The following is a 24,240-nucleotide window of genomic DNA, read 5'->3' as shown; positions in this document are numbered from 1 at the left end:
GCTTGTCAGAGTTGGAGGGTTTTTACGGTTGGAGTCAGCTTTCCTGCTGCTTGCAGAACCAGCCCAGCTCTGCGGCGTGTGCGAAGTACTCCTGAATCTTCGCGGCCTGATCTTCGGGGGAGAGGGAGCTTCCGGTGAAGGCGACTTCGAGCGCTTCGCCGAGGAGAGTACCGCTCTGAAGGGCGGAGAGAAGGCGGAAGGCCTCCTGGTCGATTCGGCGGTAGTAGACGGAGTTGTCGTAGCGGTGGACTGCGAGGTGGATTTGAGATCGACGCATTGCGGGAAGGCTGGTTCGCTTTTGTTGCTTGCGCTCGGTGACGGCGTTGCTCATGATGTCGCTGGGCGCGGTCTGGCGATGTACGGCGAGCACGAGTTCGTCGACGGGGTAGCGGAGGTCGAGTAGTTGCAAGTGAGGTTGGAGATGGAGTTTCGACGCGCCACCGAGGTCGCCGAAGTCGGCGGCGGTGAGGGGCGGGAGGTCGGCTCCGTCGAAGGCTTCGACGTAAGCCCATTCGAGGCGGGCGACGTCGAGGAGGAGTTTGTGACGACGTGGCGAGAACTCTGGGTGTGCTTCGAGCCACGTTGGCAGCTTGGAGCCGAGATTGCGAAGGGTGAATGAGGTGGAGGGGTTCTCGCGAAGGTAGGCGAGAATCATGGCGTCAAACTTCTTCGCTCCGAGGACGGCGCCGACCGCGGGGAAATCTTCTGAGACCGCTCCGATGACGCGGAACCAGTATTGGCGGTTGTAGATTTCGAGGCGGTCGAAGGAGGAGAGGCGATCGTTGGGCTTGATGTAGCTGTTGGCAAGTTCATCGGTCGAGCGCCCATCGGAGGTTTGCGGCTGCATTTGGAAGTCCGATGTGAGGGGACGCATCACGTCTTCGGCCATACGACGTTGCAGTTCGAGGAGGTTCATTGGTGGACGACCTCTCGAAGATCTTCTGCTGTCTGGTTCAGGGGAAGAGGTTCGGTTGGCGTGAGATATTGGGTCGCCTTGAGGGCTTCGGAGTGAACTTCGTCGAAGGAGGGGATGTTGTCGTCCCATTCGAGGAGGGTTGCGGTGGGACCTATGCGTTCAATGGCTCGAGCGTAGAGGTGCCAGACGGGATCGAGGACGGGATGATCGTGGGTGTCGAGGATGTATTTTTCGAACTTGGAGTGGCCGGCGATGTGAATCTGCGCGACGCGCTCTGCGGGAACGCTGTTGACATAGTCGAAGGGATTGAATCCGTGATTCTGGGAGGAGACGTAGATATTGTTGACGTCGAGCAGAATGCCGCAGTCGGCGGCTTCGACGACTTCGTTGAGAAACTCCCACTCGGTCATCTGAGACTCGTGGAATTCAGCGTAGCTGCTGACGTTCTCGACGGCAATGGGGATCTCGAGGTAGTCCTGTACTTCGCGAATACGGGCCGCTGTAGCCTTCACGGCTTCGAAAGTGTAGGGCATGGGGAGAAGGTCGTGGGTGTAACGGCCGTCGACACTGCCCCAGCAGAGATGGTCGGAGAGCCAGGGGGTCTTGGTGCGGCGTGTGAGGGTCTTGAGGCGCTTGAGGTGTTCGCGGTCTGCGGGTTGGACGGAGCCAAAGTACATGGAGACGCCGTGCTGGACGACGCGATAACGTTCGAGGATCTGGTCGAGGACTTTGAGCGCTCGTCCGCCGTCGACCATGTAGTTTTCGGAGATGATTTCGAACCAGTCGACGACGGGTTTTTCGGCGAAGATGTGGTCGTAGTGCGGGACGCGAAGGCCGATCCCTACGCCGTAGTCGCTGAATCCGTTGAAGCGATTGGCTGGCATGACTCCCCTTTTGTTAAAAGATGAAGACAACCTGGAGGCTTGAACGATGAAGACCAAGCCTCCAGACAGGGGAGGTGTTTAGGCGAGCGAGGGCTTGGAGCCGTCGGTGGCGCATCCGCCCTTGCCTTTGCAGTCGTTCTTGCCGGGGTGCTTGCCGCCGCCCTGGCCTTTACAGTCGTTCTTGCCCTTGCAGGAGTGCTTCGGAAGATCCGGCTTGTCCTGGGCGATGAGAACGCCAGCATGCGCGGTGGTGGTGGGGGTGTTGTTGGCCGGCGCGGTCTGGGCGTTCATGCGGACAGCGGTACCGCCCAACAGACCTGCAAATGCAGCGGCCAGAGCGAGAGATTGTGCTGAATTCTTCATAGAGATAAGCCTTTCCTGGTTGAGCCGCACGCAGAAGAACGTGCCGGACGTTGATGGTGGCTACGCAGATCGTAGCAATTGTTTAACGGCGAGAGCCCTTGGTTCGGATTCAGTTCGCGGCGAAGATGATTCGCCGGACTTTTCCTTGCCGCTCATTCGACTACACCAAGACACAAAGGTTACAGGTGGTGGAACATCGGAAGCCTAACACTGTCTGTAACCTTTTGGCAGCGAGCTACTCAAACCGGGACACGTTGTTCAAATCTGAACACCACGCGCCGGATGATGGCGTGTTGACTGGGGTTGAAGAGTGATTGCCAGGAAATTCTTGGTGTTGGCTTTAGGGATTTTGATGTTTGGTTTTTCTCCGTCAGTGAAGGCGGAAGTGCCCGAAATTGGACAGAAGGCTCCGGAGTTTAGACTGTCCACGCCGGATGGTCACCCGCTGAGGCTGTCGGAATTTACTGCGAAGGGAACAGTGGTGTTGGTGGTGCTTCGTGGGTTTCCTGGCTACCAGTGCCCGTACTGCCAGAAGCAGGTCCATGACTTTTTAGGGAATGGCGATAAGTTTGCGGCGGCTGGTGCGGAGGTGCTTCTGGTCTATCCTGGTCCGCCTGCCGATCTCGATCAGCGTGCGAAGGAGTTTCTGGTGAAGGAGAATCCGCTGCCGGCCAATGTTCATCTTGTCATCGATCCTGACTATGCATTTACGAATCAGTATGGGCTGCGCTGGGACGCGCCGCATGAGACTGCCTATCCTTCAACCTTCCTGATCGACGGTCGGGGCACGGTTTTCTTTAGGAAGGTCAGCCACGAGCACGGCGATCGAACGACGGCGGCAGATGTTCTTGGTGAGCTTGAGCGCGACAAGGCGGCTCACTCGCATTAGTTGAATGTGGCGAGTGGTGTAACCAATTCGGTCGCTGCGATTCTAAGTATGTGCAGGTCCCACAGGCTCCTGGCCGAGTCTGCGTCAGTCCGGGGCCTGCGTAAGGACTGTATCGATTGATTGCGCCACTCACAGGATTGGGGTGAAAAGGATTTGTGATGAAAAAACTGCTTGAGGTATATGAAAGATTTGCGGTGCTGGTCTCTTATCTTCAGTCTCCGTTTCTTCTGGTGGTGCGTCTTTACTGGGGATGGCAGCTTATGCAGAGCGGTTGGGGGAAGCTGCATCATCTGGACAAGGTGACCGATTTCTTTACGAGCCTGAATCTTCCGGCTCCCGGTGTGACGGCTCACTTGGTCTCGGGGTTGGAGCTTGTTGGCGGGCTGTTGCTGATTCTTGGGCTTGGCTCACGGCTGATCGGGCTGGTTCTTTCGGTGAATATGCTGGTGGCATACTGGACTGCGGATCGAGACGCGCTCTTTGCCGTGTTCTCTGATCCAGGCAAGTTTTATAACGCAGATCCGTACACGTTCCTGTTTGCGTCGGCGATGGTTCTGGTGTTCGGTGCGGGGCTGTTCTCCGTAGATGCATTGTTGAAGAAGCGTTATCGAGGACGAATCGAGAAGCAATGACCGCAAGCATCGAGAACAGGAATGAAGCTCAGATGATCGCCTCCATACTTGCGGGCAATACGCATGAGTTTCATACCCTGATCCAGCCATACGAGCGGAGTGTTTATAGCATGGCGCTGTCGATGCTCCAAAACGAGGCGGATGCAGAGGATGCGGCGCAGGAGGCGTTTCTCAAGGCGTTCCGCAATCTCGATAAGTTCCGCGGCGAGGCGAAGTTTAGCACGTGGCTGATCAGCATTACGTTGAACGAGGCACGGAGCCGGCTGCGGCATAAGAAGACGGCGAAGACAGATTCGCTGGATGAGCTGACCGAAGATGGGCATGTGTCGCCGGCACTGCTGCGGGATTGGCGGGAGATTCCATCCGAGGCGCTGGAGCGACAGGAGGTGCGACTGTTATTGCAAGACGCAATTACCGATCTGCCGCTGATCTATCGCGAGGTTTTTGTGCTGCGCGATATGGAGTATCTGAGCGTCAACCAATCGGCAGAGGCGCTGGGCATTAGTGTTGCGGCGGCAAAGGTGCGGCTGCATCGTGCGCGGCTGATGTTGCAGAAGCGGCTGGCACCGCAGTTGAAGCAGGTGATGCCAAAGCGGAGGTGGTTGCCATGGTTTTAGAGTGCAAGCATGTGTGGGAGCACATCTCCGGCTATCTTGATGGGAATCTGGATGCGGCGGTATTGGAAGAAGTGCAGAAACATCTTGAACACTGCGAGATTTGCTCTGCGATTCTGGATTCGACGCGCAATATTTTGATTCTGACGGCTGATGCGCGTGTCTTCGAACTTCCGTTAGGTTTTAGTGAACGGCTACACGCGAGGCTGGAGGCGGAGATGCAGGATTTTACCCACCGGCCCTCAGGATCGGGTGGGGACGATAGCTAGGGCATGCGGTGAATCATGGAGTGAGTGATCCACTCGGCGGCCACAAGGATGAGGGTGAGGGTGGCGAGCGCGATCTGGAGGAACTCTGAGCGTCGTTGGGTGGGGGTGGCGGGCTGGCTGCGCCATTGCGAAGATGGCCGAGCGCGCAGTGAGCGAATCCGCCAGATGACGTAGAGATTGATGAGGGAGCCGAGGGTCGCGGCGATCATCATGGGGATTCTGATTGCGTCTTGATGAAACCCGACGGCGGGAGAGTGGACGCCGAAGGTCGCTACGGCCAGAGCGCTGAGGCCAATGGCCACGCGGACTCCGCTGAGGGCGATGACAGCCGTGCAGGCGCTCTGCAGAACGATGAAGACGAAGCTGGTGGCGGAGAGGAGCCAGGTTCGCCGGTTGTCTGTAACTGTGGTCGCGGGGCGCGTCGAAATCGGGGAGCTTGTTTGAAGGGGCATCTGTTCCTCAACTTATAGACGTAGCAGGATGAGTGTTGAAGGCAAGATGAGTCACCAGAAAAAATTTAAGGGGAAGATCAGCTGCTTGATGGGATAGTCGGGGGAGTCGAGTGCGATGGCTGCGGCTGCCTCGATGCCCAGGGTCAAGTCGCTGACGAAGAAGAGCTTTCCTTGACCGTCTTTCGATTCGCGCATGCGGATGGGTTGTTGGTGGAGCGACTCGAACGATACGTCGAAGGACGCGAGCGAAGCGATGAGGCCACGGCCGTCTGCTTTGAGAACCGCTTCCTTGCGAGTCCAGTAGCGGTAAAAAGTCCTGTGGCGGGTTTCTGGGTCGGCGATCGCTTTCAGAGAGCTGGTTTCGGTTTCTGTGAAGTTGTGTTTGGCGACGTCCATGATGTCAGTCGGCCGGTCGTAGTACTCGACGTCGACGCCGACGGGGCCGTTACGGGTCAGCGCGATGAGGATTGTGCTCTTCGAATGAGCTACGTTGAATGCGACGCGGTGTCCGTTGAGGTTTGGGGATTCAGGTTTTCCGTGAACGCCGGTTGTGATCGTGATGGAAAGGGGATCGAGCGCCGACACGTTTCCGAGAAGGGTTCTCAGGCAGGCCCGTCCGACGGAGAAATGAAGCTGCGCCTGCTCTAGTCTGTAACGGCTTGCGTGGAGTTGTTCGGAGGGGGAGAGGCGCGTGTTGACACGATTGTGTAGACCCGTGGCAGCGGGGAGATCGATCCGCCAGAGTTGAACCTCGCCGGCCTCGAGTGGCGGAAGGGTGTCGGTTTGTTTCCAATCACTCAAGATAAGAGACACGGTGGCTTCGTGAGCTGTATTGCAATCATAATCAGTTGCTCAGGTACTTTAGTTCTGCAGGAGGCTTAGAGCACGATGAAATACTGGGAAATCTACAACTTTCAGGTATCTACATGAACAATAGGCCTCATCGATCTTTCGAATTATGCGTACAATTAGGCAACAAAGGCGGGTTGACTTCGAGCGCATCCGACAGTACCTTTCGCTGCAGTTGCATCCTTTAATGTGTTGAGCTGCTTAAGCGAAATCTGCGATCTTGTGGCCAACACAGAGAGCACTCTGAGTCAATTTGTTCTGCGGCGTTTTTTGATCTGCGTGGGGCACGATGGAGAACGATGATTATGTTAAGAATTCGGCCATTGAGGGCGGGCGACTGACCGGTCGTTCCCAGTCCCCGGAGACTCCCCGGAAGAACGGCTTCAACGGGAGCACTCTGGACACGATCGTGAGTGTCTTTGAGCGAGTGGCTGCGGCAAAATCGGATCGGGTCGCGATCGTCTGTGGAGAGGTTCGCTGGACTTACGGGGAGTTGAACGCAAAGTCGAACCAACTTGCGGAACGGTTACGGGGGCTTGGCGTCCGAACGGACTCTTTTGTCGCAATTTATCTGGACCGCTCGCCCGAGATGCTGTTGGCGATACTTGGGATCCTGAAGGCCGGGGGCGCGTATCTTCCTATCGACTTTGGGTATCCGGCGACCAGAGTGTTGGAGATGCTGGAGGATGCGAAGCCGGTGGCTATATTGACCGGCGCAACTCTGGCACCTGAGTTATCAGAGAAGTTTTCCGCGTTGTCTGTCTCGGTCCTGGAGATGGACAGCCTCGACGTGCTCGCGGCCACTCCGAGACTGAAGGATCCACCGCGTGCATGCGCCAGTGAGGATTTGGCGTACCTGATGTACACCTCAGGTTCGACTGGGAAGCCGAAGGGTGTGATGGTTACGCACAGGAACGTGCTTCGTCTTTTGGAGCAGACGGAGGCGTGGTTTCACTTTGGGGTGGACGACGTCTGGACGATGTTTCACTCCATCGCATTTGATTTTTCGGTGTGGGAGATTTGGGGACCGCTGCTGACCGGGGGAAGGCTCGTGATCGTGCCTTTCGCGGTGAGTCGTTCGCCGCGAGAGTTTTATGAGCTTCTCTCGAGGGAGCGGGTGACGGTGCTCAATCAGACTCCGTCCGCGTTCTTCATGTTGATCCAGGTGGAGCAGGAGAGTACACCGCTACCGCTATCACTGCGTCTGGTGATCTTTGGGGGAGAGGCTTTGCAGTATCGCAAGCTCGCTCCATGGTTCGAGCGTCACGGGGACACGGCTCCGCAGTTGGTGAACATGTATGGGATCACTGAGACGACTGTGCATGTGACGTACCGCCCTATTGTTGCGGCGGAGGCGGAGTCGGTGCAGGAGAGCCTGATCGGAGTGCCTATTCCCGATATGCAGCTTTACCTGCTGGATGACGCGAAGAAACCGGTGCAAGATGGTGAGGTGGGTGAGCTTTACGTGGGCGGCGGCGGAGTGACGCGCGGTTATCTGAATCGGCCGCAGTTGAACGCAGAGCGTTTTATTGCCGATCACTTTGCGGGGACGGCGGGCGCCAGGCTCTATCGCACCGGTGATCTTGCGCGGGTTCGGCCCGATGGTGAGATTGTGTATCTGGGCCGCAACGATAGCCAGGTGAAGATAAATGGTTTTCGCATCGAACTAGGCGAGGTTGAGGCGGCATTGGCCGAGGTTCCGGGAGTGCAGCAGTCTTGCGTGGTGGCCCATACGGATAAAGCTGGAACGCAGCGGCTGGCCGCTTATTTTGTTGCGAGTCCGGGTGTTGCATTGTCTGCGCGGACTCTTGGGGAGTTTTTTATTACAAGGATGCCAGCGCACATGAGGCCTTCGTCCTACACGCCTCTGGAGAGACTTCCGCTCACGGTAAACGGCAAACTGGACGCTGCGGCTCTGCCTGCTCCTTCGATTGGTTCCGGCAACGTTGCCCCGACGGGTTCTGCACCACAATCGTTGTCTGAAACAGAGGAGCAAGTGTCGCGAGTATTTGTGGATGTTCTCGATCTGCGGGCGATTGGCCTGGATGACAACTTCTTCGATTGCGGTGGAACGTCTCTGTTGCTGATTAGCGCTCATCTGCGATTGCAGGCGCACTTCGAGAGGCTGTTTCCCGTGACGTTGATGTTTGAGTGTCCAACGGTCCGGTCGCTGGCGAGACGCCTTTCGGACAATGGATCTTCTGCATCAGAGAAAAGTGTAGTCCAGCAGCAGGCACAGAGGGCGAGAGGTGCGTTCGCGCGAGCTCGGGCAACGAAGGGTGTGGCGTCATGAATGAGCTGAACGATCAAACTCGGGCAACGGGCCAAAACGAAGGCGGAGAGCAGCTGTTGGATAGCGTTGCCATTATTGGCATGTCGGGTAGGTTTCCCGGAGCTGCGGATGTGGAGGCGTTCTGGCAGAACGTTGCCGCGGGAAAGGTCACGATCTCTCACTTCTCTGCGTCTGAACTGGAAGCAAGAAACAGTGCGGGTCTTGAGAGCGGCCCTGACTATGTCCCCGCGCGGGGAGTGCTTGAGAATCCGGGCATGTTCGATGCGGAGTTTTTTGGGATCTCGCCGCGTGATGCGGAGAACATGGATCCGCAGCATCGGATCTTTCTTGAGACGTGTTGGAATGCGCTGGAAGACGCGGGGTACGATCAGTCGACCTATGCGGGGCAGATCGGTCTCTTTGGTGGATGCAGTCTCAATACGTATCTGCTTGCGAATTTGTGCCACGATCGAGCGTTTATCGATGAAGTAACCGGAAACTATCAGGTTGGCGAGTTCCGGTCATTTATGGGCAATGACAAGGACTTCCTGACGACGCGCGTTGCCTACAAATTGAACCTGCGCGGGCCATGTATCAGTGTGGCTTCGGCGTGTGCGACGTCGCTGGTGGCGATCGCTCAGGCGAGTCAGAGCTTGTTGAACTACCAGTGCGACATGGCGTTGGCTGGCGGCGTTTCGGTGACGTTTCCGCAGAAGCGCGGACATATGTACTCGGAAGGAAGTATTGGATCGAAGGATGGTTTTTGTCGGCCCTTCGACGCAGCCGCGACTGGAACGGTATTCAGCCACGGCGCGGGAGTGGTATTGCTGAAGCGGTTGGAGGATGCCATCGCGGATCGTGACCATATTACGGCCGTGATTCGTGGGTTTGGAGTGAATAACGACGGGTCGATGAAGGCCGGGTACATGGCTCCAGGGGTGGATGGCCAGTCGGGCGTAATCGCTGCTGCACAGGCGATGGCCGGAGTCGATGCGGGTTCGATCACTTACATCGAAGCTCACGGGACCGCGACGCCGTTGGGCGATCCGATTGAAGTTGCCGCACTGACGAAGGCGTTTCGGCTGAGCACAGATGCATCGGGATTCTGCGCGATTGGGACGGCGAAGGCGAATGTTGGGCATCTGGATGCCGCTGCGGGTGTGGCGGGGGTGATCAAGACGGCACTCTCGCTGAGTAAAGCGACGTTGCCTCCTCTGGCGAAGTTTGAGAGTCCGAATCCAAATATCGATTTCGAAAACTCACCTTTCTATGTCAATCGTGAGTTGAGCCCTTGGCGGTCTGATGGGCCACGGCGCGCCGGCGTGAGCGCGTTCGGTGTTGGTGGTGTGAATGCTCATGTTGTGTTGGAGGAGGCGCCCGCCGCATCATCCTCGGCACCCTCCTTGCGTTCGGCACAGCTGCTTTGCGTTTCGGCAAGATCGCAGTCTGCACTGCAGGTTGCTGGTGAAAATCTTGCTCGGTCTATCAAGGAGCATCCAGAAGTTCCGCTCGAAGATGTGGCTTATACGCTCGCAGTCGGAAGAAAGGCGTTTGATCACCGGGCTGCATTTGTCTGCGTAGGTGGTGAAGATGCCGTTGCGAAACTTTCGTCGGCAAATCTGCAATCGAATCGAGTTGTGCCTGCAAAGCGGTTGGAGGTCGCGTTTCTTTTTCCGGGGCAGGGTTCGCAGTTTGCGGGCATGGGCAGTGCGTTGTACGAGAGCGAACCGTTGTACCGCCGCGAGGTAGACGAGTGCTCTGAGATTCTACGGCCTCTGCTTGGCCTTGACCAGCGGGAGATTCTTTTTCCGACGGATGTTTCTTCGCAGGAGGCTGCAGAACGGATTCAGCAGACCCAGTTTGCGCAGACAGGAATCTTCGTGACAGAGTTCGCGATGGCGAAACTCTGGCAGTCGTGGGGGATTGAACCGCGAACATCCGCGGGCCACAGTATTGGCGAATATGTGGCGGCTGTACTTGCGGGCGTCATGAGTCGCGAGGATGCTCTGAAACTGGTGAGTATTCGCGGACGGATGATGCAGGAGATACCGCGCGGAGGCATGGTAGGAGTGCGACTGAGCGAGCCGGAGCTTCAACCGTATCTCTCTGCAGACATTTCGATTGCTGCTCTGAACGCTCCGAAGTTGAGTGTTCTTGCTGGTCCGCTCGAGGCTGTCGAAGGGGTTGAGAAGAGGCTTACGTCGGATGGAGCGCTCTTTCGCAGGTTGCGTACCTCGCATGCATTTCATTCATCCATGATGGATCCGATGCTGGCGGGGTTTGAGGCGGAAGTTGCCAAGATCACGCTGCATCGGCCTGCCCGTCCATATGTTTCGAGCTTTACCGGTACGTGGATTGAGCCGAAGCAGGCGACGAGTCCTCGGTTTTGGGCGGATCAGGTTCGTCATCCGGTTCGATTTGCCGATGCATTGAAGACCCTGATGTCGACTCCGCAGATATTGCTGGAGGTTGGGCCAGGGAACACGCTTGGTACACTCGCGCGACAACAGCCCAATAGCAATGCGGCCGTTATCGTCTCTTCTTTATCGCAGAGGGACGAAAAATCGCCTGTTGAGACAGGCTCGATCCAGGAGGCGCTTGGGCAACTCTGGGTCGCGGGAGCGACGCCAGATTGGACGAAAGTCTACGGGCAGGAGCAGCGAAGACGAGTCTCTCTACCGACCTATCCGTTTGAGCGTAAGTTGTACTGGGTTGATCCGCCAGCTTATACGGCAAGCTCACGGATGAACGAACGGCCAGAACTTGTTGAAGCAGAGAAGCTTGACGCACAACGCGCAGGTGAAGGTGTCCCCGACGCGAGGGAACCGTTGAAAGAGGAACCGATGCAAGAACGGAAGCTGCGACTGCAGCCTATTGTTTCAGAGGTATTTACTCAACTGAGCGGGATTGAGGTCACGCCCGATCAGGTCGATCATCAGTTTCTGGAGCTTGGGCTCGATTCGCTATTTCTCACGCAGGCTACCCAGGGGATTCAAAAGAAGTTTGGCGTGAAGCTGACCTTCCGCCAGATTATGGAGCAGTACTCAACGATTGCAAGTCTTGCCGGCTATCTTGACAGCGTGCTTCCACCCGATGCGTTTCCGGCTGCGGCGCAGGTGCAAGCTGCTCCGGCGCCGGCATCTTCGGTGGGCGTTTCCGTTCCGACTGCGAACTTCGCGAACTCCAGCTCGTCGATGCCGGCCGGGTCTGCAGCTGAGCGGCTCTTCAGTGAGCAGATGGCAATGATGTCGAAGGTCTTCGAACAGCAGATGGCGGCGTTGCGTGCTGCGACTGGATTGCCAGTGACGTCTGCGACTCCGACGCCCTCTGCGACACCGGCGACGGCGCCAGTGTCCTCTGCCGCGCCGACGTCAGTTGCGCCGTCATCGACAGGCGAAGCCGCGGAGGTCAAGCATGTCTCTTACAGACCATTGCAGCCGCGGGTTCAACAGGATCTGGATAGCGATCAACAAGAATATCTCGACGCACTCCTAGCGAAGTACCAGAAGAAGACGCCGGGTTCCAAGCGTTTGACGGACAAGGCGCGGGTTCATCTTGCGGATCCACGCGCGGTTGCTGGATTCCGTCCGCAGTGGAAGGAGATGGTCTACCCGCTTGTTACCGAGCGTGCTAAAGGATCGCGAATCTGGGACGTCGATGGCAACGAATATATCGACATCGTGAATGGATACGGTGCGATCATGTTCGGCCACTCTCCACAGTTTGTGTTGGACGCCGTGCATAAGCAGATTGAAGAGGGCGTTGCCATTGGGCCTCAGTCACCGTTGGCGGGCGAGGTTGCGGCGCAGATCTGTGAGCTCACGGGAAACGATCGTGTGACTTTTTGCAACACGGGATCCGAGGCTGTGATGGCTGCGATTCGCGTGGCTCGCACGGTTACGGGACGTGATCGTATCATTTACTTTGCCGGTGATTATCACGGAACCTTTGATGAGGTTCTCGTTCGCAACACACCACGTGGAACAGTGCCGCTGGCGCCGGGAATTCCGCTGGCAAACACAGGAAACGTGGTCGTGCTTGAGTACGGCGCAGACGCGTCTCTGGATTACATCCGCAAAAATGCTTCTGAGATCGCTGCGGTTTTGATTGAACCAGTGCAGACCCGCAACCCCGGCTTGCAGCCCATTGCGTTCGTCAAAACTGTGAGGGAGATTACTGAGCAGGCCGAGATTGCTCTCATCATTGACGAAGTTGTCACTGGCTTCCGACTGGCTCCTGGTGGCGTACAGGAGGTGTTTGGGGTTCGCGCTGACCTTGCTACGTATGGCAAGGTGATTGGCGGGGGCTATCCGATAGGCGTGCTCTCGGGCAAGGCGCAGTACATGGATGCGCTTGATGGCGGAGCCTGGCAGTATGGTGATGCGTCGATTCCAGAGGTTGGCGTAACCTTCTTTGCCGGGACCTTCGTAAGGCATCCGCAGGCGCTCGCGGCGGCTCGTGCAGTGCTCAATCATTTGAAGGCTGCTGGGCCGCAGCTTCAGCTTGATCTAAATCGAAAGACCGCCGAGTTAGCGACGAGGCTCGATAATTTCTTCGTTGAACGGGGTGTACCGAGCCGCATTCATCACTTCGCCTCGTGGTTTTATTTCACCTTCCATGGCGATGCCCGGTTGGGCAGTCTGCTGTACTACGCGATGCGTGAAAAGGGAGTTCATATTCAGGAGGGGTATCCCTGCTTCCTCACGACAGCGCACTCGGATGAAGATCTGGAGAGGGTCGAAGCCGTGTTTCGCGAGACGGTAGAGGAGATGCAGCGGAGCAATGCGCTGCCTAGTCATGGGGAGCAACATGTTCCAACAGCGAAGGCGCATGTGGTTGCTATGCACCCCGCTGCTCTGAAAGAGACTCCGGCGCAGGTTCCAATTACTGAGGCCCAGCGAGAGATTTATTTCGCAGCAGCGCTCGGCGATGAGATGAACTGCGCTTTCAACGAATCGGTGACACTTCGTTTGCGCGGCGACGTTGATGAAAAGCAGCTGCAGCGTGCGGTCGAATCGGGGTTTGCGCGGCACGATGCATTGCGGAGCAGAATCAGCGAGGACGGTGAGTCAATCCTGATTGCGCCGGCTTTTGCGGGCGATGTCAAACACGTCGATCTCCTTGCGTCATTCGCAACGGTTGAATCTCGGGAGCAGGCGTTGCAGGAGGCGATCGACCAGGAAGGGAAGACGTCGTTTTCACTTACAGAAGGACCGCTTGCGCGTGCCACGATCTTCAGGATCGCTGCGGATGAGGTGGTGTTGCTGTTTACCGGTCATCATATTGTTCTCGATGGATGGTCGGTAAACCAACTCTTCGAAGAGATCAGCAAGTTCTACAACGCCAAGAAAAGTGTGCCTGAATTGCTTCCTCTTCTTCCGTTCAGCAGCTATGCCATTGAGGAGCAGAGCCGTCACAAGGCGGGAGAGTTCGCGGATAACGAAGCGTACTGGGTCAATAAGTTTTCCGGCCTCGCGCCGGTGCTTGATCTGCCGACAGATAGACCTCGTCCGATGAATAAGACCTATGATGGGGCGACTCTGAAAGGAAGTCTCGGGACTGCACTCTATACGGATCTGAAGGGCGCAAGCGCGCGGCTGGGCTGTACGCTCTACGTCACGTTGCTCTCAGGTTTTCAGCTTCTGCTGCATCGATTAACTCGTCAGCAGGAGGTTGTGGTTGGGATTTCGACTGCGGGGCAGGCTCTGTTTCAGAACGCGAGTCTTGTTGGGCACTGCGTTCACTTTTTGCCGATGCTCAGCCAGTTGACCGAGGAAGAGACGGTCAAGGGTCATCTCGCTGCGACTCGCAATGTGCTCTTCGACGCGTTCGATCATCAGGAATTTACTTATGGCAGCCTTCTTCAGAAACTTTCGATTCCGAGAGATGCAGGACGGCTTCCGCTGATCGAGGTTCAATTCAATCTTGAGAAGATTGGGTCTCGCATTGGCTTTGACGGTCTGGTGGCGGAGATCAAGGCGAATCCGAAGCAGTTTGTAAACACGGATATGTTTCTGAACGTGATCGAGACAGAAGACGATCTCAAGTTCGATTGCGACTACAACACCGACCTTTTTGACGAAGAGACTGTTCGTCGCTGGATGCATCAATATGCCAATCTTCTGAGCAGCGTCGTACGAGATGCAACGGTACGGGTGGACGAGCTGGAGCTGTTGGATAAGGAACACCGGCTGGAGATAGTAGAGGACTGGAACCGGACTGAGGTGAAGTTCGATCGCGAGTTTACTCCGATCCACCGGCAGGCGGAGATGCGAGCCAGGGAGCAAGCTGATGAAGTTGTTGTCGAATGCGGCTCGAAGAGATGGACGGGGAGGGAACTGAATCAGTATGCGAATCGTGTTGCTCACAGATTGCAACGGGAGGGTCTGAAGGCAGGAGATCTGGTGGGGCTCTGCGTTGATCGATCGGTGGAGATGCTGGGGGCGTTGCTTGGGGTGCTGAAGGCCGGAGGCGCTTATGTGCCACTGGATCCGAGACATCCGAAAGAGCGGTTGGAGATGGTGCTGGACGATGCTGGCGCAGCGCTACTCGTCGTGGGTAGTTCGTTCGCATCGGCGCAGCCCGCATTTCGAACGACTGCAAAGATCGTTGCGTTAGACGCAAAAATAGCGGAGGAGAGCGACTCGTCGCCGCAGGTAGCGACTGCCGCGGATTCGCTGGCGTATGTGATTTACACCTCAGGTACGACTGGAAGGCCGAAGGGCGTAGCCATTGAGCACAGCGCATTGATGAACCTGTTGCGCTCGATGGAGCGTGAGCCTGGGTTGAGCCGAACCGACGTTTTGGTGGCGGTGACGACTCTTGCCTTCGACATTGCGGGATTGGAGCTGCTGCTGCCGTTGCTGACGGGGGCGCGGCTGGTGATTGCGAACGAAGAGCAGGTTGCGGATGGCTACCTCTTATTGCAACTGCTGCAGAGTAGTAAAGCGACCGTGTTGCAGGCTACTCCCGGCACATGGAGAATGCTGATCGATGCAGGCTGGAGCCGCGAGTTGCCGTTGAAGGTGTTGTGCGGCGGTGAAGCGCTGCCGCGAGATTTGGCGGATCAGCTGGTCGAGCGAAGCGATCAGGTGTGGAACGTCTATGGGCCGACTGAAACGACGATCTGGTCATCTGCCACGCGCGTTACAGCAGGTACGGGTCCGTTGCTGATTGGGCCGCCAATTGCGAATACGCAGTTTTATGTGCTTGATCATCGTCTGCAGCCTGTGCCTGTTGGAGTCGTGGGGGAGCTTTACATCGGAGGTGCGGGGCTGGCGCGTGGATATTGGAAGCGTCCTGACCTAACGGCCGAACGTTTCCTGCCTAACCCATTTGCGCAGGGTCGTGTGTATAAGACGGGGGATCTTGGCCGCTGGCATGTTGATGCCGAAGGACAAGGAAGGGTTGAGTTGCTTGGCCGCACAGACTTCCAAGTGAAGATCCGCGGCTATCGAATTGAGTTGGGGGAGATTGAGGCGGCTCTGAACAGGCACCCTGCGGTCCGCGAGGCTGTGGTCGTTGCTCACACGAGCAAGAGCGCGGGGACGTCAATTACTCGGCTGGTGGCATATGTCGATGCGGGCAATTCCGCAGAGCACGCCTCCGCTCTTACAGCAGATCTGCTCACGATGCTGGCTGGCTCGCTGCCGGAGTACATGATTCCTGCTACGATTCTGCCGCTGCCCCAACTTCCACGGTCTCCGAATGGAAAGATAGACCGCAAAAGCCTGCCCGATGCAGAGAGCTTTCTCAAGGCTGGCCTTCATTTCGCACAGCGGCCGTTTGCTGCTCCCACAACGCCGGAGCAGAAAAAGCTTGCTGAGATTTGGGCCGATGTGTTGATGCTGGACCGCGTTAGCATCACAGATAGTATCTTTGAGCTAGGTGCGGACTCTTTGCTGATCTTCCGAATTGCCGCACGCTCTCAGAAGGAAGGTTTGAACGTAACGGCAGCGCAGATATTCAAGCATCGGACGATTTTGGCGTTGTCCGATGGATTGGGACAACAACCAGTGACAAATTCCAGCACGATTAAGGTAGCGCCGCGTATTGCTGTCGCTCCACGAAAGAGCTATCGCGGTGAAGGCGGGACGCGCGGATGAAGCAACAATCTCAATCTGCGACGGGGGTCACTACGAACACTCCAGAGGAGATGCCCGTCGTAAGCTCGATGGTGCCGCCGGCGGACGAAGTGTACGTGATGCCCGCGACGCAGGGACAGATTCGCTTCTGGTCATTGGACCAGATGCATCCTGGGAACCCCGCGCTCAATATGCCGCTGATGTGGCAGTGCCGGGGCGAATTGAATGTAGATTTGCTGGCGATGGCCTTCACTCTGGCGGTGCGCCGGCATGAGATGCTGCGAACGACCTTCGCGATGGTGGACGGAAAACTTTCGCAGATCATCGGGGGGCCTTACAGCGTTGCGTTGCCTGTCAAAGACCTGCAGCATATACCTGATGCGGCTAACTCACCAGAGGCGGGGAAACTAATTCGCGAACATGCGGCGTATCGCATGGATCTGCATAGTGGACCGCTTCTCGTACTTAAGCTGCTGAAGTTCGCTCCACAGCACCATCTGTTGTTGGTCACGATGCACCACATCATCTGTGATGGCATCTCTCTTGGCATACTTCTGCGCGATATTGCAGTCTTCTATGAAGCTTTGACGGAAGAGAAGGAAGCTGTACTGCCGGAGTTGCCCATCCAGTTTGCTGACTTTGCCGTGTGGCAGGAGGAGTGGCGTAAGAGCGAGGCAGCAGAAACATCGCTCAACTTCTGGCGCAAGACTCTCGGGACAAACTTTGGGCGCATCGAGCTCCCGCATGATGCAACGCCTGAGGGAGCGCGAGAGTCTTTGACGGACTCCGAGTCAGGAGACATTGAGACGTCTCTTATCTCCCCTGAGCTCACCGCACGAGCTCATGAGTTTTGCAAAGACCAGAATGTGACGCTGAATATTCTGTTGTTCAGCATATTCTGCGCTCTTCTTCACCGGGTAACTGGCCAGCGAGACATTGTCGTTGGATCTCCGTGTGCGAACAGGAACGAGGACACGGAAGAGCTGATCGGTCTCTTCATGAATATCCAAGTGCTTCGTGTCGGGATCGAGCCTCAGGAGACCCTTCGATCTCTGCTGACGAAAGTGCAGGACTGGACGCTTGGCGCCTACGAAAATCAGGAGCTTCCATTCGAAGAGCTGATTTACGATTCGCATTTTTCTTACAACAATACTTCGTTCGAAATTCCGATCTTCTTTCTCTACCAGAAGTCTTTCATGGTGATTCAGCGCGTTGCCGGGCTTGAGATTACGCCTTTGCGATCGATGAGCCCGGGAGCTGTCTTCGAGTGGATGTTTGCCATCGTCGACCGGCCGGAGGAAGGGCCGCGGCTACAACTTGAATACAACCCGAACTACTTTCGTCCGACGACGATTCAACGTTATCTGACGAGTTTCATTGCGTTGCTGGAGTCCGCCGTGCGGGACTCGTCAATACAGCTCGAGAAGATGGCTCCGGCAGACGATTTTCTTCCCGCAAACCTTCCTGATATTGGGAGCCGAATTGTAACTCGCAGAAACGCGCAGCCATTCCAAGAAAAGCAATTCGATGGTGGCGCGGAAATCATGGAGAAGCTTGAAGACCAGGTTGCGACCATCAGCGACCCGATCGAGGTTCAGCTGCTCGAGCTTTGGCGCTCAATGCTGGGAGTCGAAGACATCTCTGCGGATACGAACGTATTTTCGCTTGGAGTGAGTTCGCTCTCCATCCTGCGGCTTGTTACCAGGATGAACAGCCTGTATTCCATGGGCTTTGGCCTTGCCAGCCTTATCTCTGCTCCTACGATCAAGATGGTCGCGGAGTTGGTTCGCAAACGCTATGCGCCGAACACGGTAACTTCGCTCGTACCGATCCAACCCGTCGGCACGAAACGCCCTCTTTACATTGTTCATGGTGCGGGAGGAAATGTAGTTAATTTCTACGGTCTCACGACGAAAATTGGCGCGGATCAACCAGTCTATGGAGTGCAGGCACAGGCGCTTGAGGTAGACCAGCCAGCGCTGCTGCGCATGGAGGATATGGCCGCACACTACCTGGCGGAGATCCGACGAGTTCAGCCAAAGGGGCCTTATCACTTGCTCGGCTATTCCTTTGGTGGAGTTGTGGTCCTTGAGATGGCCCACCAATTACTCGCCGCGGGCGAAACGGTTGGCCTGTTGGGCATGTTGGACACGAGAGCCAGGGACTACATTGAAAGCACGGCTCCCCAGGTATCCTCTGTCGATGGGCGTACTCAGGCTGGCGGTCTAGCCGGATTTTTTCGCAGCTTCGCTGGTCATGGGAGCGCGAAAGGATGGTGGAAGTTTTTTCTCAATGATCTGCAAGAACGCAGAGTGCGCTACACAATTACCATTGCTGCCCGAATGTTCTCTACGTTGCCAGCCTTCCTGAAGAATACGCACGAGATCAACTCTGTTGCTGCGCGAAACTATAAGGTAAAACCGCTTTCTGGCAAGCTGACTCTTTTCCGAGCCGCGAATCAGGCGGATAACAGCATCCCTTCCGATAATGGCTGGTCGCCGATCTTCAACGAGGGAGTCGAAGTTCACGAAATCCCCGGGGATCACTGGCAGGTTTTGTCGGGGCCGGGGATTGATGTGCTCGCGAAGTCGATCCACGGATGCCTCAGTCGATTTGATGAATCGACTGCTTAGCGCTTTTTATCGGCTCTATTGAAGCAGATGCTGGTTTGATTCAGGGTTCCAGTGTTCTATCTGGACCTCTTGAAATGGACTCGGTGTTCCTGACCGCAGCAGGGAAGGGTTTGCGCCTCGAATTGTCTGATCGAAGAATGCCAGGACGTATGCGCGAACGATCGTTTGTATCCGCGTCGGGGAGATGTGGTCAGGGTGTATCCAGCTGTGCCAGGGGCTGACCAGGGGATGATCTGTGAAGTCCATGTGGGAGGTTCTGCTGATGGACACCTTGTACCCACCAAATTGCCGGAGACTCGCATCGACCTCGTTGCGATCGGTTGTATCCAGTTCGGCCTCGGCTCCCACAGGGTTTGAATCCTGCTGCTCAGTGCTAGTTGTTATTCCATAGACAAACATCGCGGGCTGGCTTGCTGCTCGCTGCCGGATATCTCCGAATGTCCAGCCATCCATATTGAGCGCGGATCGAATTCGAGGGTCTACGGAGCACAACTGCACGGCGGCTGCACCACCGAAGGAATGGCCGAGAGCGCCGGCTCGTTGGGTATTGAGTCGACCATACCATGGACTCTTTTGATCGAGATCGTCGCTTTGCAGTGTGTTCAGCACAAAGATTTCGTCTGCTACCCATTTGCCAAGCTCTTTATTCCAAGTTGCTGTGATCTCGCTTGCCGAATGCAGGTCCGGGTCGATTACGTCGCCGCCGTTGATATCGTCGATGACGCGATCTCCGGGCAGCACGACACGACTTGCGTTGTAGGTGTGGTCAATCGAAGCGACGACGTAACCGTGGCTCGCGAGATCCTCGGTAAGAAACGTATCCTGGGTCCGCCTCCCTCCCCATGCGTGGTTGAAGAGGAGGACCGGAAATGGACCGCCTTGAGTCGCCACGGGAGCGTCCTCTCGGGAGTTTGTCCAGAGGACGCTGCGATAGGACGTAGCTGGAATTGTCTCTGACAATCTCTCGTAGGCGGCGAGATGGTTGTTCGAGGGATCGGCCGGATACCATATCTGAACTATGAGTTCTCTGGGTGTTCCGGGCTTCTCTGCTTTGTCTTCGATGCGACTGGAGTCCTTTAGATAAATGATGCGTGTTCCGACCGGATAGGTTCCCGTTGGTTTTGGGAGGGAGAACATGGGCACGATCAGGAGCATTCCAAACGTAGCGATTGAAAACACAGCCGCGGCGACGGCGACAGGTTTTTTCATCGCGGCATAGCGCGAAGTGCGACGGGACGCAGGTATCAGTTGCCAGGCAACCAGCAGGATGAGTCCAGCGAGGGCAGGGAACATCTGCCAGTGGGTTCCTTCATGAATTACGTGCCATAGGGCGACCAGAACTGCGAGAGCTGTAAGGGGTCTCGACCAACTGGGGAGCGATTTTGTTATCTGTGCCATTGCGGCTGCAAGCAGGATCGCAATCAAAATAACTTCGAATAATCTCATAGCATTTCGAGGCCGCTCATCTGGCGACACGATGGAGCGGCTCGGATGACCTCTGAATGAACGTGAGTGCCGACGGTCGCACAGTCTCCTAAGAAGGTTTCTTCAAGGAAGCAAGCTTATGCAAAGCAGCCTTTGCAGCAACTACGGCAACCATGGAGTGAGATTTGAGGTAGTCGATCGACGGAGACTGGCCGGGCGGACGTGGAGTCAGACCAAGTCTACGAAGTGCGTGGTTGGCGCGATAGGTATTCGCCCGAAGAGTGTCTCGGAACTGAACGTTGACGTTGAGCGAAACAGAGACGTTGTCGTCGTTCTCGACCCAGTGGGGACAATTTACTGGAATATGGACGCCGTTTCCGGGGCGCAACTTATAGGACGTAGCGCGGGCTTGAAATTGGGGCTTGTAGACAGGCGCATTGTTATCCACTGTCCAAAAACGTTCAATCTCATCTTCAGGAAGAACCTCGCGATCGGCGCGATCAAAGATGTGAATTGTCTTTGTTCCTTTGATCTGGAGCAGGAAGCTGCATTCCCGATCGATGTGATAGGTTGCTACGCGTTTCGGAGAGGTGACGAAGATGAGAGCATCTTCGCGCAGAATTCTAGACTGTAGATCACGGTCAATCTTCGATTTGATCTTTTCCCATCCACTGCCGAGCAATATCTTGTATTTAGGATCCTTCTGGACGTCCTTGAACAGGAGCCAAGCCCCACAGGTTTCGATACGTTCCATGGTTTCGAGGACCGAAAACTGCTTTGCAGGCATCTGATCCCAGCGCTGGTCGACCCGGATGTCCTTGCCGGCGTCGTAGTAGATGCCGCCTGGTCTGTTCTTTTTTGTTCGATCCGCCAACTCCATGAGTTCGGGGATCTGCAGGAGTGGATGTTCCACCAGGCTATGCGTGATCTCGAAGTGCTCGCGATCAAAGCCTCGGCTCATCCGATCACTATCGGTTGTAATCCAGCACTCTTCGAGAAGGTCGTTCGAGATGGTTTGAGTGGACATAACTAGCACATGCTCCCTAGCCAGAATTTCGCAGAGTCTATTTCTCCGGACTTGCGCACACAAATAAAAATGCAAGTAGGGCTTAGTAGCTTACGAAGGTACTTTGCGAGAGTTCAACCTTTCGATCGAGTCCGTTGAGAGCCCCGGTACAGGGTATAGCTTTTTCCCTAGAGAATCACTCAAAATCTTCAATTCTTGATCAGGTTTTGCTGCTGCGACAAGGGATGACGGGTAATACAGCCGATGAAGGACGATGAGCAATCAGTTCCGTATGAGCCGTCCGCATGCCGAGTGATGATCGATCCGGAGTGAAACGCTTTTGAGTTTGCAGTCACTATAAGAAGAGGGTCGATTTGTCTCTCTGACAGACGTGCGGTATGCAAAATTGAAAAGGTAGGGGTTGGAATAATGCGAATTGAACAAAATCAGCTATTGTCCCTTTGGACCCTTGAGATTCCTCCCGGATGCGACGAAGGCATGGTGCATGTGCGCACATTCCTGGAGGCAGCCGGCGAGTGTGTCAATAATCTTGGTCTCGGGCGGACTAGCGGAAATCTTGCTTCTCTTCTGATCGCTCACCGGACGATGGTGGCTCACAGTGACAGGTGTAGACAATGCACTGAAGCCCAGCTCTGAAAGGCTGCGCTCGCTGTCTATCGACGATATGTTTCAATGATTTAGATGAGTGCAACGGGCAATCCCCGGGCACTTCAGAGGCAGCGATGCGGATGCAGACTTCATCGGCTCCCGTCCCCGGGTATTGCATGTCCCAGGTGTGAAGTAGTTCACTGGCCGGCTCAAAGCGGGAGTTGTTCCGGCGGCGGATAGCCGTGCTGCTCTCGGCCAACTCTGCCGTCGTATTTTTTTGTTGTTTTGTACAGCTCGAGATGGCCATCCCCCGAAGAAGGTCTGCATCTCGCACGAAGCTCATGCATCTCTTGAGACGTCAGCGGTTTGAAGCCGCGCGCAATCTTCACGTTCTGACGGAGCACATCCAGCGAGTCAATACCGCAAATCGTGGTCGCGACCGGCAGGCTCATTGCGTAACGCAGCGCCTCTTCCGCCCTCACGACGCCATATACGATCGGCTGGCCGTCGCCCCCGAGACTCTTCATGCCAAGCGCTGCAATCCCTCGCCGCTGAAGTTCAGGAAGCACCTGCTGCTCGAAGCTACGGTAGTTCGCGTCAAAACAGTTGAGCGGCATTTGCACGGTATCGAATGGGTAATCGTGTGCCAGCATTTTGAGATGTATCGCCGGACTCTTATGTCCGGTGAAGCCAACAAAGCGAACCTTGCCCTGCTGTTTCGCTTCGTCCAGCGCCTCGACTACGCCACCCTTTGCGAAGTGCAAGTCAGGGTCGTTCTCGTAGACGACCTCGTGGATCTGCCATAAGTCCAGATGGTCGGTTCCCAACCGCTTCAGGGACTCCTCCAACTGTTGCATGGCGACCTTCTTATCTCGGCCGTGGGTGCAAACCTTGCTCATCAGGAAAGCTTTGTCGCGCCTTCCCTGTAAGCCAAGTCCCATCCATTCTTCGCTGCGGTGATCGTTGTACTCCCATGCGTTGTCGAGAAAATTGACTCCCGCGTCGATCGCCTCCTGAACCAAGCGGACGGCCAACTCGCGCGATTGCACAGCCCCGAGATGATATCCGCCGAGACCGATGATTGAGACTTGTTCGCCAGTTTTTCCGAGCGGCCTGCGGGGAATCGGTTGTGAGCTGCTGTTTGTCATCTGCCCTGTCATCGTTCATCTCCTCGAAGTCTCCGGAGTTGTCTCCGGCACTAACCAGGGGCCGTCGGCATTGGCGAGCATCTCCGTGACCTCTCTTTGCGTGTGGTCGAAGGGGAATCCATGAGGCATGCGGGTCATTGGGTTGTCATACCGTAGCGATACTTTGTATGGCTCGAAGCGGCCATCGGCGGCCGTCGGCGCGCAGCGAGCGCGCAACTCCGCCATCTCGCTCTCAGTCATCGGCTGAAAGCTGCGCACGACGCCGAGGTTCTGATGGAGCACGTCGAGCGAGTCCATGCCGCAAATTGTGGTGGCGACGGGCAGGCTCATCGCGTAGCGCAACATCTCCTCAGCCTTGACGACGCCCGCTTTGATCCCCCAGGCGGTGCCGCCCATGCTCTTCATGCCCAGCGCGGCCATACCTCGCCGATTCACCTCGGGCAAGACCTGCTTCTCGAAGCTATGGTAGTTGGCGTCGAAGGGATTGAGCGGCATCTGCACTGAGTCAAATGGATAACCGAGTTCGAGCATCTTGAGATGAAATGCGGGATCCTTGTGACCGGTGAAGCCGACGAATCTGACTTTTCCATCTTTTTTTGCCTGGTCGAATGCTTCCAGGACGCCGCCTTTTGCGTAGGCCAACTCGGGGTCGTTGTCGTAGACGATGCCGTGGATCTGCCACAGGTCGAGGTGATCGGTTTGATAGCGACGCAGCGAATCTTCGAGCATCTGCATAGCTAATTTCGCGCTTCGTCCGTGGGTGCAGACTTTTGTCATCAGGAAGACTTTTTCGCGGCGGCCGTCTCTGAGTGCTCTGCCCAGGATGGTCTCAGTCTTGCCGTTGTAGTATTCCCAGGCGTTGTCGAAGAAAGTAACGCCTGCGTCGATCGCCTCGTGGATGAGTTGCACTGCCTCGTCCAGGGTTGGCAAATCGCCGAGATGATGACCACCCACCCCGATAGCGGAGATGTGCGCGTCCGTGCTTCCAAATTTCCGATAAATCATGTCTGGCGCCTTTCCTGCTGGCGCTGCTGTTCGTTCCGCCATACCCGAAACGCCGGATATCGCAGCCACAGCACCAGCACCGACTTTGAGAAAGTCCCTTCGACTTGTGTTCATCTCTGCGCCTCTCATTGCGCTTATCGACTGGAAAACGCGGCCAGGCGACAGGGTCTTCTTTAGTAGAGTAATCCTT

16 protein-coding genes are annotated in these 24,240 nt (G+C 56.1%); 7 read left to right on the top strand and 9 right to left on the bottom strand.

Going from position 1 to position 24,240, the window contains the following annotated elements:
• Positions 1–34: 34 nt before the first annotated feature.
• The 3 genes from RBB76_RS00570 to RBB76_RS00560 form a co-directional block, all read right to left on the bottom strand.
• On the bottom strand, positions 35–916 hold the full coding sequence (locus RBB76_RS00570) for a DNA-binding domain-containing protein (RefSeq protein WP_429633517.1): 882 nt from the start codon (positions 914–916) through the stop codon (positions 35–37).
• On the bottom strand, positions 913–1,800 hold the full coding sequence (bufB, locus tag RBB76_RS00565; RefSeq protein ID WP_353067386.1) for an MNIO family bufferin maturase: 888 nt from the start codon (positions 1,798–1,800) through the stop codon (positions 913–915). The genes RBB76_RS00570 and bufB overlap by 4 nt, the downstream gene beginning before the upstream one ends.
• Before the next feature lie 78 nt (positions 1,801–1,878).
• A complete protein-coding gene (locus tag RBB76_RS00560; protein WP_353067388.1) occupies positions 1,879–2,163 on the bottom strand; it encodes a hypothetical protein in 285 nt (94 codons plus the stop codon).
• A gap of 385 nt (positions 2,164–2,548) precedes the next feature.
• Here RBB76_RS00560 and RBB76_RS00555 point away from each other — a divergent pair, with 385 nt between their 5' ends.
• The 4 genes from RBB76_RS00555 to RBB76_RS00540 all read left to right on the top strand — a co-directional run bounded on the left by RBB76_RS00555 (position 2,549) and on the right by RBB76_RS00540 (position 4,567).
• The gene (locus RBB76_RS00555) at positions 2,549–3,052 is read left to right on the top strand and encodes a peroxiredoxin family protein (protein ID WP_429633519.1); all 504 of its coding nucleotides are present in this window, start codon (positions 2,549–2,551) and stop codon (positions 3,050–3,052) included.
• A 158-nt stretch (positions 3,053–3,210) separates the two neighbouring features.
• Positions 3,211–3,684 (top strand): DoxX family protein, encoded by a 474-nt coding sequence (locus tag RBB76_RS00550; RefSeq protein ID WP_429633521.1) that lies wholly within the window; start codon positions 3,211–3,213, stop codon positions 3,682–3,684.
• The gene (locus RBB76_RS00545) at positions 3,681–4,301 is read left to right on the top strand and encodes a sigma-70 family RNA polymerase sigma factor (protein WP_429633523.1); all 621 of its coding nucleotides are present in this window, start codon (positions 3,681–3,683) and stop codon (positions 4,299–4,301) included. Before RBB76_RS00550 ends, RBB76_RS00545 begins: the two co-directional genes overlap by 4 nt.
• Entirely contained in the window at positions 4,292–4,567 is a 276-nt protein-coding gene (locus tag RBB76_RS00540) for an anti-sigma factor family protein (protein WP_429633525.1), read from the top strand. The genes RBB76_RS00545 and RBB76_RS00540 overlap by 10 nt, the downstream gene beginning before the upstream one ends.
• On the opposite strand, the gene RBB76_RS00535 is transcribed toward RBB76_RS00540, so the two are convergent.
• On the bottom strand, positions 4,564–5,019 hold the full coding sequence (locus tag RBB76_RS00535) for a hypothetical protein (RefSeq protein ID WP_429633527.1): 456 nt from the start codon (positions 5,017–5,019) through the stop codon (positions 4,564–4,566). The genes RBB76_RS00540 and RBB76_RS00535 overlap by 4 nt on opposite strands.
• Before the next feature lie 51 nt (positions 5,020–5,070).
• The gene (locus RBB76_RS00530) at positions 5,071–5,832 is read right to left on the bottom strand and encodes a 4'-phosphopantetheinyl transferase family protein (protein WP_429633529.1); all 762 of its coding nucleotides are present in this window, start codon (positions 5,830–5,832) and stop codon (positions 5,071–5,073) included.
• Between the two features lie 325 nt (positions 5,833–6,157).
• Between RBB76_RS00530 and RBB76_RS00525 the strand changes: the two genes are divergently transcribed.
• Genes RBB76_RS00525 through RBB76_RS00515 form a run of 3 tightly spaced genes read left to right on the top strand, consistent with a single transcriptional unit; the run spans position 6,158 to position 18,857 of the window.
• Positions 6,158–8,161 carry an amino acid adenylation domain-containing protein gene (locus RBB76_RS00525; RefSeq protein ID WP_429633531.1) on the top strand — a complete coding sequence of 668 codons (2,004 nt, stop codon included), beginning with the start codon at positions 6,158–6,160 and terminating at the stop codon, positions 8,159–8,161.
• On the top strand, positions 8,158–16,245 hold the full coding sequence (locus tag RBB76_RS00520) for an amino acid adenylation domain-containing protein (RefSeq protein ID WP_429633532.1): 8,088 nt from the start codon (positions 8,158–8,160) through the stop codon (positions 16,243–16,245). Before RBB76_RS00525 ends, RBB76_RS00520 begins: the two co-directional genes overlap by 4 nt.
• Positions 16,242–18,857 carry a condensation domain-containing protein gene (locus RBB76_RS00515; RefSeq protein ID WP_429633534.1) on the top strand — a complete coding sequence of 872 codons (2,616 nt, stop codon included), beginning with the start codon at positions 16,242–16,244 and terminating at the stop codon, positions 18,855–18,857. The genes RBB76_RS00520 and RBB76_RS00515 overlap by 4 nt, the downstream gene beginning before the upstream one ends.
• 15 nt (positions 18,858–18,872) lie before the next feature.
• Here the strand turns inward: RBB76_RS00515 and RBB76_RS00510 are convergent, their stop codons facing one another.
• From RBB76_RS00510 to RBB76_RS00495, 4 genes are all read right to left on the bottom strand, one after another.
• Positions 18,873–20,303, bottom strand: a complete 1,431-nt coding sequence (locus RBB76_RS00510) for an alpha/beta hydrolase family protein (protein ID WP_429633536.1) — start codon at positions 20,301–20,303, stop codon at positions 18,873–18,875.
• A gap of 88 nt (positions 20,304–20,391) precedes the next feature.
• Positions 20,392–21,309, bottom strand: coding sequence for a hypothetical protein (locus RBB76_RS00505; protein WP_429633538.1), 918 nt, complete (start codon positions 21,307–21,309; stop codon positions 20,392–20,394).
• 797 nt (positions 21,310–22,106) lie between these two features.
• A complete protein-coding gene (locus tag RBB76_RS00500; RefSeq protein ID WP_429633540.1) occupies positions 22,107–23,057 on the bottom strand; it encodes an aldo/keto reductase in 951 nt (316 codons plus the stop codon).
• A gap of 3 nt (positions 23,058–23,060) precedes the next feature.
• The gene (locus tag RBB76_RS00495; RefSeq protein WP_429633542.1) at positions 23,061–24,164 is read right to left on the bottom strand and encodes an aldo/keto reductase; all 1,104 of its coding nucleotides are present in this window, start codon (positions 24,162–24,164) and stop codon (positions 23,061–23,063) included.
• Positions 24,165–24,240: the final 76 nt, after the last annotated feature.

Origin of the sequence: Tunturiibacter psychrotolerans (assembly GCF_051013365.1) — a bacterium.
Lineage (GTDB): Bacteria > Acidobacteriota > Terriglobia > Terriglobales > Acidobacteriaceae > Edaphobacter > Edaphobacter psychrotolerans_A.
This window is presented reverse-complemented; position numbering and strand designations above follow the sequence as displayed.

Excerpts from the sequence above, each read along its gene's own strand:
- RBB76_RS00520 (WP_429633532.1), top strand. The coding sequence starts at position 8,158 with ATGAATGAGCTGAACGATCAAACTCGGGCAACGGGCCAAAACGAAGGC.
- RBB76_RS00495 (WP_429633542.1), bottom strand. The coding sequence starts at position 24,164 with ATGAACACAAGTCGAAGGGACTTTCTCAAAGTCGGTGCTGGTGCTGTG.
- RBB76_RS00535 (WP_429633527.1), bottom strand. The coding sequence starts at position 5,019 with ATGCCCCTTCAAACAAGCTCCCCGATTTCGACGCGCCCCGCGACCACA.
- bufB (WP_353067386.1), bottom strand. The coding sequence starts at position 1,800 with ATGCCAGCCAATCGCTTCAACGGATTCAGCGACTACGGCGTAGGGATC.
- RBB76_RS00525 (WP_429633531.1), top strand. The coding sequence starts at position 6,158 with ATGGAGAACGATGATTATGTTAAGAATTCGGCCATTGAGGGCGGGCGA.
- RBB76_RS00540 (WP_429633525.1), top strand. The coding sequence starts at position 4,292 with ATGGTTTTAGAGTGCAAGCATGTGTGGGAGCACATCTCCGGCTATCTT.
- RBB76_RS00550 (WP_429633521.1), top strand. The coding sequence starts at position 3,211 with ATGAAAAAACTGCTTGAGGTATATGAAAGATTTGCGGTGCTGGTCTCT.
- RBB76_RS00515 (WP_429633534.1), top strand. The coding sequence starts at position 16,242 with ATGAAGCAACAATCTCAATCTGCGACGGGGGTCACTACGAACACTCCA.
- RBB76_RS00570 (WP_429633517.1), bottom strand. The coding sequence starts at position 916 with ATGAACCTCCTCGAACTGCAACGTCGTATGGCCGAAGACGTGATGCGT.
- RBB76_RS00505 (WP_429633538.1), bottom strand. The coding sequence starts at position 21,309 with ATGTCCACTCAAACCATCTCGAACGACCTTCTCGAAGAGTGCTGGATT.
- RBB76_RS00545 (WP_429633523.1), top strand. The coding sequence starts at position 3,681 with ATGACCGCAAGCATCGAGAACAGGAATGAAGCTCAGATGATCGCCTCC.
- RBB76_RS00500 (WP_429633540.1), bottom strand. The coding sequence starts at position 23,057 with ATGACAGGGCAGATGACAAACAGCAGCTCACAACCGATTCCCCGCAGG.
- RBB76_RS00510 (WP_429633536.1), bottom strand. The coding sequence starts at position 20,303 with ATGAGATTATTCGAAGTTATTTTGATTGCGATCCTGCTTGCAGCCGCA.
- RBB76_RS00560 (WP_353067388.1), bottom strand. The coding sequence starts at position 2,163 with ATGAAGAATTCAGCACAATCTCTCGCTCTGGCCGCTGCATTTGCAGGT.